14 protein-coding genes are annotated in these 14775 nt (G+C 75.6%); 10 read left to right on the forward strand and 4 right to left on the reverse strand.

Annotated features, from left to right (window positions below):
* Positions 1–61 precede the first annotated feature (61 nt).
* The gene (locus tag ECOMGDLI_RS21920; RefSeq protein ID WP_143447841.1) at positions 62–937 is read left to right on the forward strand and encodes a hypothetical protein; all 876 of its coding nucleotides are present in this window, start codon (positions 62–64) and stop codon (positions 935–937) included.
* A complete protein-coding gene (locus ECOMGDLI_RS21925) occupies positions 924–1955 on the forward strand; it encodes an isopenicillin N synthase family oxygenase (RefSeq protein WP_088318985.1) in 1032 nt (343 codons plus the stop codon). Before ECOMGDLI_RS21920 ends, ECOMGDLI_RS21925 begins: the two co-directional genes overlap by 14 nt.
* 12 nt (positions 1956–1967) lie before the next feature.
* Here ECOMGDLI_RS21925 and ECOMGDLI_RS21930 read toward each other — a convergent pair whose 3' ends face one another.
* Positions 1968–2282, reverse strand: a complete 315-nt coding sequence (locus ECOMGDLI_RS21930) for a hypothetical protein (RefSeq protein ID WP_088318986.1) — start codon at positions 2280–2282, stop codon at positions 1968–1970.
* A gap of 156 nt (positions 2283–2438) precedes the next feature.
* Here ECOMGDLI_RS21930 and ECOMGDLI_RS21935 point away from each other — a divergent pair, with 156 nt between their 5' ends.
* The 4 genes from ECOMGDLI_RS21935 (at position 2439) to ECOMGDLI_RS21950 (ending at position 6295) form a co-directional block, all read left to right on the forward strand.
* On the forward strand, positions 2439–3239 hold the full coding sequence (locus tag ECOMGDLI_RS21935) for a bifunctional 2-polyprenyl-6-hydroxyphenol methylase/3-demethylubiquinol 3-O-methyltransferase UbiG (RefSeq protein WP_088318987.1): 801 nt from the start codon (positions 2439–2441) through the stop codon (positions 3237–3239).
* A 202-nt stretch (positions 3240–3441) separates the two neighbouring features.
* The gene (locus tag ECOMGDLI_RS21940) at positions 3442–3975 is read left to right on the forward strand and encodes a QsdR family transcriptional regulator (protein ID WP_143447852.1); all 534 of its coding nucleotides are present in this window, start codon (positions 3442–3444) and stop codon (positions 3973–3975) included.
* An 81-nt stretch (positions 3976–4056) separates the two neighbouring features.
* Positions 4057–5031, forward strand: coding sequence for a phosphotriesterase (locus ECOMGDLI_RS21945; RefSeq protein ID WP_088318989.1), 975 nt, complete (start codon positions 4057–4059; stop codon positions 5029–5031).
* Between the two features lie 25 nt (positions 5032–5056).
* A complete protein-coding gene (locus ECOMGDLI_RS21950) occupies positions 5057–6295 on the forward strand; it encodes an acyl-CoA dehydrogenase family protein (protein ID WP_088318990.1) in 1239 nt (412 codons plus the stop codon).
* Here the strand turns inward: ECOMGDLI_RS21950 and ECOMGDLI_RS21955 are convergent.
* A complete protein-coding gene (locus ECOMGDLI_RS21955; RefSeq protein WP_088318991.1) occupies positions 6286–7473 on the reverse strand; it encodes an acyl-CoA dehydrogenase family protein in 1188 nt (395 codons plus the stop codon). The two genes, ECOMGDLI_RS21950 and ECOMGDLI_RS21955, sit on opposite strands and share 10 nt — an antisense overlap.
* A gap of 92 nt (positions 7474–7565) precedes the next feature.
* Here ECOMGDLI_RS21955 and ECOMGDLI_RS21960 point away from each other — a divergent pair, with 92 nt between their 5' ends.
* From ECOMGDLI_RS21960 to ECOMGDLI_RS21975, 4 genes are read left to right on the forward strand one after another with little or no spacing between them, the layout of a single operon-like run.
* Positions 7566–8363 carry an alpha/beta fold hydrolase gene (locus tag ECOMGDLI_RS21960; protein WP_158221102.1) on the forward strand — a complete coding sequence of 266 codons (798 nt, stop codon included), beginning with the start codon at positions 7566–7568 and terminating at the stop codon, positions 8361–8363.
* Complete coding sequence (locus ECOMGDLI_RS21965) at positions 8360–9418, forward strand: peptidase M29 (protein ID WP_088318993.1); 1059 nt, start codon at positions 8360–8362, stop codon at positions 9416–9418. Before ECOMGDLI_RS21960 ends, ECOMGDLI_RS21965 begins: the two co-directional genes overlap by 4 nt.
* The gene (locus tag ECOMGDLI_RS21970) at positions 9415–9999 is read left to right on the forward strand and encodes a flavin reductase family protein (RefSeq protein WP_088318994.1); all 585 of its coding nucleotides are present in this window, start codon (positions 9415–9417) and stop codon (positions 9997–9999) included. The genes ECOMGDLI_RS21965 and ECOMGDLI_RS21970 overlap by 4 nt, the downstream gene beginning before the upstream one ends.
* Before the next feature lie 44 nt (positions 10000–10043).
* Entirely contained in the window at positions 10044–11363 is a 1320-nt protein-coding gene (locus ECOMGDLI_RS21975) for a glutamine synthetase family protein (protein ID WP_088318995.1), read from the forward strand.
* A gap of 26 nt (positions 11364–11389) precedes the next feature.
* Here the strand turns inward: ECOMGDLI_RS21975 and ECOMGDLI_RS21980 are convergent, their stop codons facing one another.
* Complete coding sequence (locus ECOMGDLI_RS21980; RefSeq protein WP_088318996.1) at positions 11390–12046, reverse strand: TetR/AcrR family transcriptional regulator; 657 nt, start codon at positions 12044–12046, stop codon at positions 11390–11392.
* Between the two features lie 78 nt (positions 12047–12124).
* Positions 12125–14722 (reverse strand): ATP-dependent helicase HrpB, encoded by a 2598-nt coding sequence (gene hrpB / locus ECOMGDLI_RS21985; protein ID WP_233153585.1) that lies wholly within the window; start codon positions 14720–14722, stop codon positions 12125–12127.
* Between the last annotated feature and the right edge of the window lie 53 nt (positions 14723–14775).

Consider the following 14775-nt stretch of genomic DNA (forward strand, 5'->3'; position numbering starts at 1 on the left):
TTACCGGATGGACACGGCCGCGTCATCGGGCGCGGTCGTCACGCTGCCTATCGTCCGACAGGTGACGTCCTCGCCGGTCGCGGTCACGACCCCGGAGGCCCTGCTGGGCCCGGTCCGGCGGTCGCTCTACCTCGACGCCGAGGGCCGCCGCGACGAGACGACCCAGGTGGTGTGGTTGCAGGGCCCCGGCCTCTACGTCGACCTCCGCCGCCCCGCAGGCCTGCACCCGCCGCGCCCCGACCTGTCCGACCTCACCGGCCCGGACGGGCTGGCGGCCGCACCGGTACCCGTCCTGCGCTGGCTCGGCGCCCACGAGGGGTTCGCCGGGTCGTTCACCGTGACCGGCGACCTCGCCCGCTGGGAACGCCTCGTCGACCTCCAGCCGCCGACCGGGGTCCCCGACGAGGGCCGGCTGCACTGGGACGGCACGACCCTCGTCGAGGTCGGCGTCCACGCCGCGTACGTCGAGCACTGGCATCCCGAGCCCGGACCCGTCGACGCCGCCGCGGCCGTCCTCCTGCGCGAGCGGGGGAGCGGCCGGCCGGGCGTCCTCGTCCGGGTCGGGGCCCGGTTCGGGCTCGCGCGCGGCCGGACGACGCCACTGCCGCCCGGCGCCCGGCTCACCGCGCTGCTCCTGCGCGCCGATGCGCGGGACCGCGCCGCGCTCCTCGACTGCGAGGTCGCCCTGGGCCGGATCGACCCCGACGGCCGCTGGGTCGTCGAGATGTCGACGCTCCCGTACCGCGAGGGCGACGACCTCGCCCCCCACGACGCGGGCGACCGGCTCACGACGTGCGACGTCGGGGTCCACGGTCCGCTCGTGCGGACCTGGGACGTCGTCCGCCGCGAGGGCACGACCCTGCTGCCGGCGCATGATCCGGCCCACCAGACGGCACCACCCGACGAGAAGGCTGGAGAACCCGATGCCCCCCAGTGACTTCACCTCCGTCCCGGTCGTCGACATCGCACCGCTGCTCGGCGACGACCCCGCGGCGCACCGCGCGGTCGCCGACGCTCTCGGCCGTGCCGCGAGCGAGGTCGGCTTCGTCTACGTCACGGGCTGCATGCCGCCGGACGGCGTCTTCGAACGGCTCCTCGACGTCACCCGGGCGTTCTTCGCCCTGCCGACCGAGGCGAAGATGGGCACCTACATCGGCGACTCCACGAACCACCGTGGCTACGTCCCGGAGGGCGAAGAGGTCTTCGCCGGCGGCACCCCCGACAAGAAGGAGGCGTTCGACTTCGTCCCCGAGGTCGCGCTGCCCCCGGGCATGGCGCCGCACCCGTTCTCCGGCCCGAACCGGTGGCCCGACGTCCCGGGCTTCGAGGCGGCGCTCTCGGCGTACTACGCGCACGTGTGGTCCGTCGCGAGGGCACTGTTCCGGGGTTTCGCCCTGGCCCTCGGCGAGGCCCCCGACGCGTTCGACCGGTACCTCACCGCACCGCCGAGCCAGCTGCGTCTCCTGCACTACCCGGCCGACGCCGGCGCCGAGGACCGTCCCGGCATCGGGGCCCACACCGACTACGAGTGCTTCACCCTGCTGCGCTCGACGACCCCCGGCCTCGAGGTGCTCAACGGCGCCGGGCAGTGGGTGGACGCGCCGCCGGTCGAGGGCGCCTTCGTCGTCAACATCGGCGACATGCTCGAGACCTGGACGAACGGCCGCTTCGTCGCGACGACGCACCGGGTCCGGAAGGTCACGAGCGAGCGCTACTCGTTCCCGCTGTTCTGCAGCCTCGACTACTGGACGGGCGTCGAGCCGCTCCCGCAGTTCGTCGCGGCGGGGGACGTCGTCCGCCCGCCGGTCGTCGCGGGGGAGCACATCTGGGCCCAGACGATCCAGACGTTCACCTACCTGCGGGACCGGCTCGCCGCCGGCGACCTCGCCCTGCCCGGCGGGTCCCACGCCCTGGGCACGTTCGGGCGGGTCGAGGCCGAGGTCGCCGCCGGCTGACCGGTGCGGCCGTCAGAACCCGGGGCCGTCGGGGTCGCAGTACGAGGTGATCGCGTCGCCGTAGGCGTGCTGGGCGGCGTCCGCGGCCATGAGCTGCACCCCGGCGTTCGTCGAGTCCACGAGGGTCTCGGTCGTCTGCTGCGTGACGTCGGTCCGGTCGGCGTCGGCGTCACCGTCGAGGTCGACGCCCCCGCCGCCGTCCTCGTCGTCCCCGTCACCGATCACGTGCCCGACCGCCGCCGCGGCCAGCCCGACGACGCCGAAGGCGGCCGCCCCCGGGGTCGTCCACTCCGCCCAGGCGTCCACGGTGCCGTCCGTCCCGCTCACGGTGCCTCCCCGACCCGCGTGCCGATCATGGTCCTGGCGTGACCCTACCCGCCGACGTCGGCGGCCGTCGCCCGTCGGGAACCCGGACCGCGGTCAGGTATCTTGATGTCAAGACAGTTCGGTGGCCGACCGCACGGCGAGCACCAGGAGGCCCACGTGCCCGTGAACTTCCACGACGCCGCGCAGGCGCGGACGTACTCCGACCGGGACGCCGACCCGTCCTGGTCCGAGGCCCTGCTGCGCCTCGTCGACCCACGCGGCCTGCGCGCCGTCGACCTCGGCTGCGGGGGCGGGACCTACGCCCGGGAGCTGCTCCGGCTGGGCGCCGCGCACGTCGTCGGGGTCGACTCGAGCGCGCCGATCCTCGACGCGGCGCGGGCCGACGCCCCCGCGGGGCTCGACCTGGTCCGCGCCGACGTCGCCGCGACCGGCCTGCCCGACGGCGCCGCAGACCTCGTCCTGTCCCGCGCGGTCGTGCACCATCTCGCGGACCTCGACGGCTTCGCCCGCGAGGCGTACCGGCTGCTCGCCCCCGGCGGCCGTCTCGTCGTCCAGGACCGGACGCCGGCCGACGTCGACGAACCGGGCGGGCCGGACCACCTCAGGGGATACCTCCTCGAGGCCTTCCCACGCCTGCGGGCCGTCGAGGCCGGACGGCGTCCGAGCGCCGCCGCACTCACGGAGGTGCTGCGCCGCAACGGGTTCGACCCGGTCACGACGAGCTCGCTGCACGAGGTGCGCCGGGTGCACACGGGCGTCGAGGCCTACGCCACCGAGCTGCGCGCACGGACCGGGCGCTCGATCCTCCACGAGCTCGACGACGCCGAGCTCGACGGGTTCTGCGCCACGCTGCGCGCGACGCTGCCGCCCGGGCCGGTCGTCGAGCGCGACCGCTGGACGCTCTGGCACGCCGTCCGTCCGGCAGATCCGCAGCGGACGTCCGCCGTGCCACGATGACGCGGTGACCGCCCGCCCGCAGGACCACCCGCCGCAGGAGCACCTGCGGCAGGGCCGCCCCCCGGCGCCCCGGGGCCCGGGCGGGCGCGGCGCGGCGGCCGTCCTCGCGNCCTCGCGGTTCCCGGCCCAGCGGTAGAGCGTGGCGCGACCGACGCCGAGCTCCGCGGCGCGCGCGGCGTACCTGCGCGGCGACAGCCTCGACATGTCCGCGCTCGCCGCGGAGCTCGGCGTCGGTCGCGCCACGCTCTACCGCTGGGCCGGGAACCGCGAGGACCTGCTCGGCGCCGTGCTCTCGGACGCCACCGAGTGGACGTTCCGGGCCGCGGTCCGCGACGTCGACGCCCGCCGTCCCGGCCCGACCGGGGGCGCCCGGGTGCTCGCCGTTCTCGACGCCTTCATGCACCGCGTCGTCGACGCCGAGCCGTTGCGGGCGCTCACGGCCCGCGAGCCGCGGCTCTTCGTCCGGCTCGCGACGAGCCCGGGGCTCATCGAGAGCCGCTCCGCCGCCCTGCTGCGGGCGCTGCTCGACGAGGAGGTCAGGGCCGGCCGGATGGCCCCGCTGCTGCCGGTCCCGGTGCTCGCCCAGGCGATCGTCCGGATCGGCGACGGGCCGCTCTACGCGCACCTGCTCGGCGGCGGGGAGCCGCGGATCGACGAGGCGCTCGCCGTCGCGGCGGTGCTGCTGGGCCTGCCGCCGGGTGACCTCGGCCCCATTGACACCCCCGGGGCACGCTGAGACGCTGCGGCGATGTGTCTCAGGCGTTCGCGCCGGGGACGCCGAAGCCCTGCAGACGACGACGTCGAAGAGGTGTCAGCCATGTCCACGGTGGAGACCGTCCGCGGCCAGGTCGCGCTCAGCGACCTCGGCCCGACCCTCATGCACGAGCACGTCTTCGTGCTCGCGACCGAGCACGTCGAGAACTACGGCGACACCTGGTGGGACGAGGAGGCGAGGGTCGCCGACGCGATCGAGAAGCTCCGCGCGCTGCACGCCAAGGGGATCACGACCATCGTCGACCCGACCGTGTGGGGGCTCGGCCGCAACATCCCGCGGATGCAGCGGATCGCCGCGCAGACCCCGGTGAACATCGTCGTCGCGACCGGCCTGTACGCCTTCGGGGACCTCCCGCAGCAGTACGCCTACCGCGGCCCCGGACTGCTCCTCGACATGCCCGAGCCGCTCGTCACCGACTTCACCCGCGACATCGTCGAGGGCATCGCGGGCACCGGTGTCAAGGCCGCCTTCCTCAAGTGCTGCGTCGAGACCGCGGTCCCGACACCGGGCGTCGAACGGATCACCCGCGCGGTGGGCCGCACGAGCGCCGAGACCGGGGCACCGATCACCGTGCACACGAGCGCCCACGAGCAGAGCGGCCGGACGGCGCTCGACCTGTTCGAGGCGGCCGGTGCCGACCTCACGAAGGTCGTCGTCGGCCACGCCGGCGACAGCAACGACCTCGACTTCCTCATGAGCCTCGCCGACCGGGGCGCGACCCTCGGGATGGACCGCTTCGGGCTCGACATCTTCAACCCCGGCGCGCAGCGGGTCGCGACGATCGCCGCCCTGGCCGCCCGCGGCTACGCGGACCGGATGGTCCTGGGCCACGACGCGAACTGCTTCATCGACTACTTCGGGGCCGCGCACGACGCCGCGAAGGCCGCCGCCGCACCGAACTGGCACTACGAGCACATCAGCGACGACGTGCTGCCCGCGCTCCTCGCGGCCGGGGTCACCCAGGCCCAGCTGGACCAGATGCTCGTCGCGAACCCCGCCAGGTACTTCACCCGCTGAGGACGTCACCCGCTGAGAGGCAGCCATGGACTTCGCCCCGAGCGCCCGCTCCGCCGAGCTCCAGGACGCCGTCCGCCGCTTCCTCGACGAGGCGGTGCACCCGGCGGAACCGCTGTACCACCACCAGGTCGCCCGGCTCCGGGAGGACGGCACCCCCTACCGGACGCCGGCCGTCATCGAGCACCTCAAGACGCAGGCCCGGGAGCGCGGGCTGTGGAACCTGTTCCTCCCGGACCCCGAGCACGGCGCCGGCCTGTCGGTGCTCGACTACGCGCCGATCGCCGAGCTCTCCGGGCGGTCGTACGCGCTCGCCCCCGAGGCGATGAACTGCGCGGCGCCGGACACCGGGAACATGGAGGTGCTCGCCATGTTCGGCACCCCCGAGCAGAAGGAGCGCTGGCTCGCTCCGCTGCTCGAGGGCCGGATCCGCTCGTGCTTCTCGATGACCGAGCCGGACGTCGCCTCGTCCGACGCGACGAACATCGCCGCCCGGATCACCCGGGACGGCGACGAGTACGTCGTCAACGGCCGCAAGTGGTGGTCGTCGGGGGCGCTGCGGCCCGAGTGCGAGATCGCGATCGTCATGGGCGTCAGCGAGCCGGACGCCGAGCGGCACGCCCGGCACTCGATGATCCTCGTCCCGCTCGACACCCCCGGCGTCACCGTGCACCGCTCGACATCCGTCTTCGGCTACGACGACGGTGCGCACGGCGGGCATGGGGAGGTCAGCTTCCACGACGTCCGGGTGCCGGCGTCGAACCTCGTCGGCACACCCGGCTCCGGCTTCGCGATCGCCCAGGCCCGGCTCGGCCCGGGCCGGATCCACCACTGCATGCGGGCGCTCGGGATGGGGGAGCGGGCGCTCGAGCTCATGACCTCGCGCGCCATCGAGCGGACGGCGTTCGGGCAGCCGCTCGCGAACCAGGGCGTCGTCCGGGAGTGGGTCGCGGAGTCGCGGCTCGCCCTCGAGCAGGCCCGGCTCCTCGTGCTCAAGACGGCGTGGCTCATCGACCGGGTCGGCGCGAAGGGCGCCGCCAGCGAGATCGCGGCGATCAAGGTCGCGGCCCCGCGGGCGGCGCTCTACGTGCTCGACAAGGCGATCCAGACCCACGGCGCCGCCGGGGTCAGCGAGGACACCCCGCTCGCGCAGATGTGGGCGATGGTCCGCACGCTGCGCCTCGCCGACGGCCCCGACGAGGTGCACCTGCGCTCGATGGCGCGGGTCGAGCTGAACCTCGCGCGGGCCCGGGTCCGTCAGTCGTAGAGCTTCGCGGTCCCGAGCCGGTCGAGGCAGACCTCGGCGCTCCACGGCAGCATCGTCGAGCCGAGCCGGCTGTCGCGGTACATCCGCTCCAGCGGCAGGTGCTTGAGCATCGACTGGCCGCCGCACACCCGGACGGCGAGCGCGGCGACCTCGTTCGCGGTCTCCATCGTCGTGAAGACCGCGGCCCAGGCGCGGGCGAGCAGCTCGGCGTCCGGGTCGATGACCATGTGGTCGAGGACGTCGTAGAGCAGCGCCCGGCTGCGCTCGTAGGAGATCTGGAGCTGGGCCCAGCCGGCCTGCTTCTGCGGCAGGTCCCGGCGCGGCGGGCCGGACGGCGACCCGGCGATCTCGCCGCGCAGGTAGCCGCGGACGAAGTCGAGGACGCCCTGGGTGAGGCCGAGGTAGGACGGCGCGAGCGACATGAAGAGGAACGGGTAGCGCTGGGCCGCCTGGTCGTACGCCCCCGGTGGCATGACCTCGTTCTCCGCCGGCACGAACACGTCCGTGAAGAGCAGCGTCTTCGACACCGTGCCGCGCATCCCGAGCGGGTCCCACGGGCCGACGATCTCGACGCCCTCGGCGTCGGTCGGCACCGAGAGCAGCCGGATGAACGGCTCCCCGGGGACCTGGCAGGTGATGTTGTAGCGGTTCGCCGCCCCGGAGAGGGAGGCGAAGATCTTGCGGCCGGTGACCCGGAACCCGCCCTCGCAGGGCTCCGCCTTCGTCGTGACGCCGGACAGCGCCCCGGCCGAGACGCCCTCGCTGAACGGCTGGCTGTGGATCGTGCCGTCCTCGACGACACCGCGGAACAGCTCCGTGCGGTGGCGCTCGTGGAGCGCTCGCGCCTCGTCGTCGAGGTCGAGGAGGTCCGCGACCTCGCCGGCCCAGAGCATCGTCGCGTTGTGCATGTTGAACGTCAGCGCCGTCGAGCCGCAGTACCGGCCGATCTCCGCCGAGACGCGCGCGTAGTCGGCGAAGCTCGCACCGAGACCGCCGTAGCGCTGCGGGACGCACAGCGCGAGGAAGCCGATCTCACGCAGGTCGGCGAAGTTCTCGAACGGGAAGGACGCCTCGAGGTCGTACCTCACGGCGCGTTCGGCGAGGACCGGGCCGAGCTCACGGATCTTCGCGACGAGCGCGTCCCGGTCGACGGCGGCGGCGGACGGGGCGAGAGTCATGCGCAGGAGTGTTCCGCGCCTCCCGGGCCCGGGTCAACACTGTTGACTTTGCGTCTGGGCAGGCCCGCCGACCGGTCGGTACTGTGACACCCGTGCCGCCGACCCCGCAGGACCACGACGCTCCGCCCGTCGGCCGGCGCACCGCGGGGACCGGCCCGGTCGCACTCTTCCTCCACGGCCTGGGCGGCTCCCGGACGGCCTGGGAGCCGCAGCTGACCGGTCTCGCCGACGTCCGGACCTGTGTCGCGTGGGACATGCCCGGGTACGGCGTCTCGCCGGGCAGCCCGGACTCCTTCGCCTCCGTCGCGGCCGCGGCCGCGGGCCTTGCCCGCGAGCTCTCCGCGGAGCCGGTCGACGTCGTCGGCCTGTCGCTCGGCGGGATGGTCGCGCAGCACCTCGCGCTCGACCACCCGGACGTCGTCCGCTCGCTCGTCCTGCTCGACACGAGCCCGGCGTTCGGCCTCGACGGGACGACGACCGCGCAGTCCTGGCTCGACGCCCGGCTCGGCCCGCTCGCCGCCGGTGCGACCCCCGCCGACATGGCCCCGGCGGTCATCGGCGCGATCGTCGGACCGGCGGCCACCGACGCCCAGCGCGCCGAGGCGGTCGCGGCGATGTCCCGGATCCCGGCCGCGGCGCTGCGGGCGGCGTGCGGCATGCTCGTCACGCACGACACCCGGTCGCGGCTGCCCGGCATCGGCTGCCCGACCCTCGTCGTCGTCGGGGAGCACGACGAGGAGACACCCCCGGGGTACGCGCGGGTCATCGCCGACCTCGTGCCCGGGGCGCGCCTCGAGGTCGTGCCGGGGGCCGGCCACCTGGCCAACCTCGAGCAGCCCGACGCGGTCAACGAGATCGTCCGCACCTTCTGGAAGGGCCTCGACGCATGACGACCGAGTGGCGCTGGCTGGAACGGTTCCGGCTGCAGCTGGAGCTCTGCGGGCTCGGCCCGACGGAGACGTGCGTCGTCCTCTCGGAGTCGGCGAGCCGGGCCTCGATCGTCGAGACGGCGCTGCTCGCGGCCCAGTCGCTCGGCGCCGCGACGCTGCAGGTCGTCATGCCGACGCCCGCGAACACCGGCCCCGTGGCGCTGCGCTCGACCGGCACCTCGCTCGCGCTGCGCGGCAACCCGGCGGCGCTGGCCGCCCTCAAGGAGGCCGACTTCGTCGTCGACTGCACCGCGGAGGGGCTGCTGCACTCCCGCGAGCTCGGCGCGATCCTCGGCGCCGGAACCCGGGTGCTCATGATCAGCAACGAGCACCCGGAGAACTTCGAGCGGCTCCCGCACGACCCGGAGATGGCCGCCCGGGTCTCCCGCGGCCACGAGATGATCTCCGCCGCCGACACCATGCGGGTGACGTCGGAGGCCGGCACCGACCTCACCGTCCGGCTCGCCGGCTCGTTCACCGCGGGCTCCACGGGCGTCACGAGCGGGCCCGGCAGCATCGCGCACTGGCCCGGCGGGCTCGTGCTCGCCTTCCCCGCCCCGGGGACGGTGAGCGGCACGGTCGTCCTCGCGCCGGGCGACATCAACCTCACGTTCAAGAAGTACGTGTCCTCGCCGATCCGGATGACCGTCGTCGACGACTTCGTCACCGACATCAGCGGCGACGGCTACGAGGCGGACCAGCTCGCCGACTACATGGCGGCGTTCGGCGGCAAGGACGCGTACGCGTCGTCCCACATCGGCTGGGGGATGAACCCGGCGGCCCGCTGGGACTACCTCGACCTCTACGACCGCAGCCAGATCAACGGCACCGAGGCCCGGGCCTTCGAGGGCAACTTCATGTACTCGACGGGTGCCAACGAGACGGCGCAGCGCTTCTCGCCGTGCCACTTCGACCTGCCCATGCGGCGGTGCACCGTCGAGCTGGACGGCGTGGCCGTCGTCCGCGAGGGCCGGCTGGAGGGCGAGCTCGCCCGCCGCCCGGCGGAGGACGCGTGACGAACGCCGACGAGCGGCGGCCGCTGCCCGAGGACGCGCTGTACGACGACACCCACGCCCCCGAGGACGGTGTCGCCGAGCGCTTCGTCGAGGCGATGAGCTCGCTCGCGGCCGCCGTGAGCGTCATCGCCGTGACGAGCCCGCGCTCGGGCCGGGCCGGGCTCACCGCCACGGCCGTGACGTCGCTGTCGGCCGAGCCGCCCATGCTCGTCGCGTGCCTCAACCGCTCGTCGAGCCTGGCGAAGGCGCTCCCGACGACCGGCTGGTTCTCGGTGAACGTCCTGGCCGCCGACCAGCAGGACGTCGCGGAGGTCTTCGCCGGGCGCACGGGCCTGTCGGGGGAGGACCGCTTCTCGGCGGGCACGTGGCGGGTCCACCCGCACGGCGTCCCGGTCCTGGAGGGCGCGGCCGCCACGTTCGTCTGCCACGTGGGCAACTCGATGCACCAGTCCACGCACACCGTCGTCATCGGTAGCGTGCACGACGTCGTCCTCCCGGCGGGGGACGCACCCACCCCGCTCATGTACCACCGGCGCCGGTTCGTCACCCTCGGCGCCACCCCGCCCGCCGCACCGCGCTGACCGCCCCGCCCGTCCTGAGGACCCGTCCACCCAGGGAGCTCCGCATGACCCCCGTGAGCAGCTACCGCCGCGTGCGGATGCTGTGGCCCGACCACCTGGGCCTGGCCCGCGGCAAGTACCTGCCGACCCGCCGTGCCGAGCACGGCAGCGGGTTCTGCGTGACGACCTTCGGTCTCACGTACGACCGCGACATCATCCCCGCGCCCGGCGCGCACATGCTCGACGGCCTGCGCGACGTGCACGGCACCGTCGACCCGGACTCGCTGCACCCGTCGTGGGACGACGACCGGACGGCCGTCGCCGTCGCCGACCTCGAGATCGACGGTGCCCCGTACCCGGTCTCGGCCCGGACGGCGCTGAAGAACGCCGTCGCCGCCTGGGGCGACCTCGGGCACCGGGCGAAGGTCGGCATCGAGCTCGAGGGCTACCTGCTCGCCCCTGACGGCGAGGGCGGCTGGACCCGCTACGCCAACCCTCGGTCGATGGTCTACGGCACCGGCCGTCTCGGGGACCCGAGCGGCTTCCTCGAGGACGTCCTCGAGACCGCCGAGCGCTGCGGCTTCGCGGTGGAGTCGGCGAGCGTCGAGTTCGACGAGTCGCAGTTCGAGTTCACCCTCGAGTACGGCGACGCCCTCGCGGTCGCGGACGACGCGTTCCTCTTCCGGCTGCTCGTCCGCGAGCGGGCACTCGCGCACGGCCTCGACTTCACCTTCCTCGGCAAGCCGTTCCCCACGGTCGCCGGCTCCGGCCTGCACGTGAACTTCTCGATGGCGGACGCCGACGGCCGCAACGCGTTCTACGACCCGCACGCCGAGCACGGCCTCGCCGAGGTCGGCCGGCAGAGCGTCGCCGGGCTCTGCGAGCACCACCGCGCCCTCATCGCGCTGTGCGCGCCGACGGTCAACGCGTACCGCCGCCTGCAGCCCGGCACGCTCGCCGGCTACTGGGCGAACTGGGGCGTCGACCACCGCAACGTGAGCAACCGGATCCCTGCCGAGGCCGGCACCGCGATGCGGGTCGAGAGCCGGGTCGGCGACGGCTCGATGAACGTCCACCTCGGCGTCGCCGCGGTGCTGCGCGCGGCCTGGCTCGGCGCGACGGCGAAGGCGGAGCCGCCGCCCGCCTACACCGGCGACGGCTTCGAGGACGGCGGCACCGACGTCACGGCGCCGACCAGCCTCGGCGAGGCGCTCGACGCGCTCGAGGCCGACACCGCGCTCGTCGAGGCGGTCGGAGCGGAGCTCGTCGCGAACCTCGTCGGGGTCAAGCGGGCCGAGCTCGAGAAGTTCGAGGCGTCCGGGTCGACCCTGGACGGCGACACGCTGTCGGACTTCGAGACGGCGTTCTACCTGCCGTACCACTGACGCCACCACGCACGGACGAGCGGGCGTCAGCCCCGGCCGCCGCGCCGGGCGAGGGCCTCGAGGAGCAGTCTCAGGGCGAACTCGAAGTCCTCGCCCGCGCCGCGGTAGAGCGCCGGGGCCAGCGCGACGAGCGCCGGGAAGCGGTCGGCGTCCAGGGCGAGGTAGTCGGCCCGCCACCGCTCGTACGTCGCGGCCCGGCCGGGGGCGTCGAGCGCGTCGACCGGCTGGTCGATGACGGCCGAGCCGACGGTGAGCTCGACGACCGCGTGGTAGCCGCGGGCGACGTCGGCGTCGGGCAGACCGAGCGCCCGGAGCAGGCCGAGCAGCCGCTCGGTGAGCGTGACCTCGTTGACCCGCCGGGTCGGACCCTGCGCGAGCACCCGGGCCGCCGCCGGCCGGGACAGCAGCCGGCCGCGCAGCGCGGAGAGCACGGCGACAAGGGCCTCGACCGGGTCGGCGACGCCGTCCGCGACGTCGCAGACGCCCGCGAGCGTGCGGTCCGCGACGGCGCACATGAGCTCGTGCTTGTCCGGGAAGTGCCGGTACACCGCCGTCGGGTGGACCCCGAGCCGGGCGCCGAGGTCGCGCAGGCTCACGGCGTCCGCGTCACCGCCGGACATCTCCCAGGCGACGGCGACGATCTCGTCGGCGCTCAGCGGGGCACGCCGGGTGCGGTCGCTCACTGCTGCACTCCTCCCGACGCGTCGGCCCGTCTGCCGCGCAGGCGCTGTCGACTGTAGTGGCGGGGTCCCGCGGCGGACTCAGCCGCGGCGGGGGTTCACCCGCCGGGTCGGTGCCGCGGCGAGCGGGTCCTCCGGCCAGGGGTGCCGCGGGTAGCGGCCGCGCAGGTCGGCCCGCACACCCGGGTACCCGTTGCGCCAGAACGACTCCAGGTCGCTCGTCACGGCGACCGGGCGCCCGGCGGGGGAGAGCAGCCGCAGCACGAGCGGGCGGCCGGCGACCCGCGGGGACGCCGTCCAGCCGAACACCTCCTGCACCTTGACCGGCAGCGCCGGGGCGTCCGGGTCGGTGTAGTCGACGGCCACCTTCGACCCCGACGGCACCTCGACGCGTTCCGGGGCGACGTCGTCGAGGGTCGCCGCGAGCCGCCAGCCGGCGAGGGTGCGCAGTGCCGTCGTGACGTCGACCCTGAGCAGGTCACGGCGCGAGCGTGCCCCGCCGAGGTCGAGGTGCGCGAGCAGGCTCTCGTCGTCGACGGCCGGCCACGGGTCGCCGAGGCCGGACCGGCAGGCGGCGAGCCGGCGTCGTAGCGCGAGGGCGTTCTCGCTCCAGCGCAGCAGGTCGAGGCCCTCGGCGCGCAGCCCGTCGGCGACGGCGGCCGCGACGAGCGCCGGGTCGGGGGAGCGCAGCGGGCGCTCGGCGAGGACGACGGCACCGAGCCGTTCGAGCCGCCGGGCCCGGACGTCGCCGCCCGCCCACACCACCTCGTCGACCTCCTCGAGCAGGTGCGCGCCGACCTCGCGCGCCGTCGCCTCGTCGACCGGGACGGCGGCCCGCACCCGGGCGTCGCGGCGGCCGGGAGGCCGGTCGGCGACGGCGATCGCGAGCCACGTCGCGTCGGCGAGCCGGGTGCCGTCCCCGAGCTCGGCGGCGGTGCCCGACGCCATGAGGTAGCTGCGGTCGCCGGCCCGGCGCCGGCGGGCGAGCCGCTCCGGGAAGGCGAGGCCGACGACGACCCCGGCGGCCTCGTCGAGCGACGGCCCGTCCGCCGCTCCGGACGGCGCCGCGGACGATGCTGCGGACGATGCCGGGCTCCGGCCCGCCGGGCCCTCGACCGCGCGCAGCAGCCGGCGGGTCTCCTCCTGCCACCGCTGCGAACCCGGGTCCCGCCCGGTCCGCAGCGCCCGCCAGCGGGCGACGAGGTCGTCGCCGCCGGCCCCGCCCGGGCCGCCCCCCGCGTCGTCCGACAGCAGCGCGACGACCTCCGCGGCCCGTCGCGCGCCGACGAGCGGTGCCCCGTCGAGCAGCGCGCGGGCCAGCCGCGGGTGCGCCCCGACCCGGGCGAGCGACCGGCCGCGCGGGGTCGCCCGGCCGCCGCCGTCCAGGGCGCCGAGACCGTGCAGGGTCGCCTCGGCGACGTCGAGCGCCGCGACCGGCGGGGCGTCGACGAGCGCCAGCCCCCGGCCGCGCGGCGCGCCCCAGCACGCCAGTCGCAGCGCGAAGGCCGTGAGGTCGGCGGTCGCCACCTCGGGCTCGGGCTGGGCGGCGAGCCGCTCGTGCTCGCCCTGCGGCCAGCAGCGGTAGACGGTGCCGGGCGCCTCCCGGCCGGCGCGACCGGCACGCTGGGTCGCGCCGGCACGGGAGACCCGCACGGTGACGAGGGCGTCGAGCCCGCGCCCGAGGTCGGTCCGCGGCACCCGGGCCAGCCCGGCGTCGACGACGACCCGCACCCCGGGCACGGTGACGCTGCTCTCCGCGACCGCGGTCGCGAGCACGACGCGGCGCCGTCCGGGGGTCGGGCGCAGCGCCGCGTCCTGGACGTCCCCGCGCAGCCGGCCGTGCAGCGGGACGACGTCGAGCGGTGCACCGGCCGGGTCGGTCGCGCCCGCGAGCCGGCCGGTGAGGCCGCCGATCTCGCCGGCGCCGGGGAGGAAGACGAGGACGTCGCCGGTCCGCTCGGCGAGCGCCCGGCGGACGACGGCCGCGACGTGGTCGAGCAGGCGCGGGTCGACGCGCAGGCCGTGCGGCGGCGCGATCCCGGCGGGCGGCGGGCACCAGACGGGCTCGACCGGGAACAGGACGCCGTCGGCCTCGACGACGGGCGCCGCCCCGCCCGGCAGACCGTCGTCCGCGCCGAGCGCCGCCGCGACCCGCGCGGCGTCCGCGGTCGCCGACGTCGCGAGCAGCCGCAGGTCCGGCCGCAGCGCCGCCCGGACGTCCACGCAGAACGCGAGCGCGAGGTCGGTGTCGAGGTGCCGCTCGTGCACCTCGTCGAGCATGACGACGTCGACCCCGGCCAGCTCCGGGTCGGTGAGCAGCCGCTGCACGAGGAGCCCGGTCGTGACGACCTCGACCCGGGTGCGGGCCGACGTCCGCGACTCCCCGCGCACGGTGAACCCGACGAGCCCGCCGACCGGGTCGCCGACGAGGTCCGACATCCGCCGGGCCGCGGCGCGCGCGGCGAGCCGGCGGGGCTCGGCGACGAGCACGCGCACGGGCGGGGTGACCCCGGACGATCCGCCGTCCGGTCCGTCGAGCAGGCCGGCGAGCGCGAGCGGCACGAGGGTCGTCTTGCCGGTCCCCGGCGGCGCGACGAGCACCGCGGTCCCCGCGCCGTCCAGCGCGGCGAGGACCGCCGGAAGGACGGCGCGCAGCGGCAGGTCCGTCCCGGGTCTCACGCCCGCCAGTCTGCCGTGCGCCCCGCACGCTCGCGCCCGGCTCTGCACGCGGG

Origin of the sequence: Kineosporia sp. R_H_3 (genome assembly GCF_002198675.1) — a bacterium.
Taxonomy (GTDB): domain Bacteria; phylum Actinomycetota; class Actinomycetes; order Actinomycetales; family Kineosporiaceae; genus R-H-3.

Excerpts from the sequence above, each read along its gene's own strand:
- ECOMGDLI_RS21925 (WP_088318985.1), top strand. The coding sequence starts at position 924 with ATGCCCCCCAGTGACTTCACCTCCGTCCCGGTCGTCGACATCGCACCG.
- ECOMGDLI_RS21940 (WP_143447852.1), top strand. The coding sequence starts at position 3,442 with ATGTCCGCGCTCGCCGCGGAGCTCGGCGTCGGTCGCGCCACGCTCTAC.
- ECOMGDLI_RS21945 (WP_088318989.1), top strand. The coding sequence starts at position 4,057 with ATGTCCACGGTGGAGACCGTCCGCGGCCAGGTCGCGCTCAGCGACCTC.
- ECOMGDLI_RS21950 (WP_088318990.1), top strand. The coding sequence starts at position 5,057 with ATGGACTTCGCCCCGAGCGCCCGCTCCGCCGAGCTCCAGGACGCCGTC.
- ECOMGDLI_RS21955 (WP_088318991.1), bottom strand. The coding sequence starts at position 7,473 with ATGACTCTCGCCCCGTCCGCCGCCGCCGTCGACCGGGACGCGCTCGTC.
- ECOMGDLI_RS21965 (WP_088318993.1), top strand. The coding sequence starts at position 8,360 with ATGACGACCGAGTGGCGCTGGCTGGAACGGTTCCGGCTGCAGCTGGAG.
- ECOMGDLI_RS21975 (WP_088318995.1), top strand. The coding sequence starts at position 10,044 with ATGACCCCCGTGAGCAGCTACCGCCGCGTGCGGATGCTGTGGCCCGAC.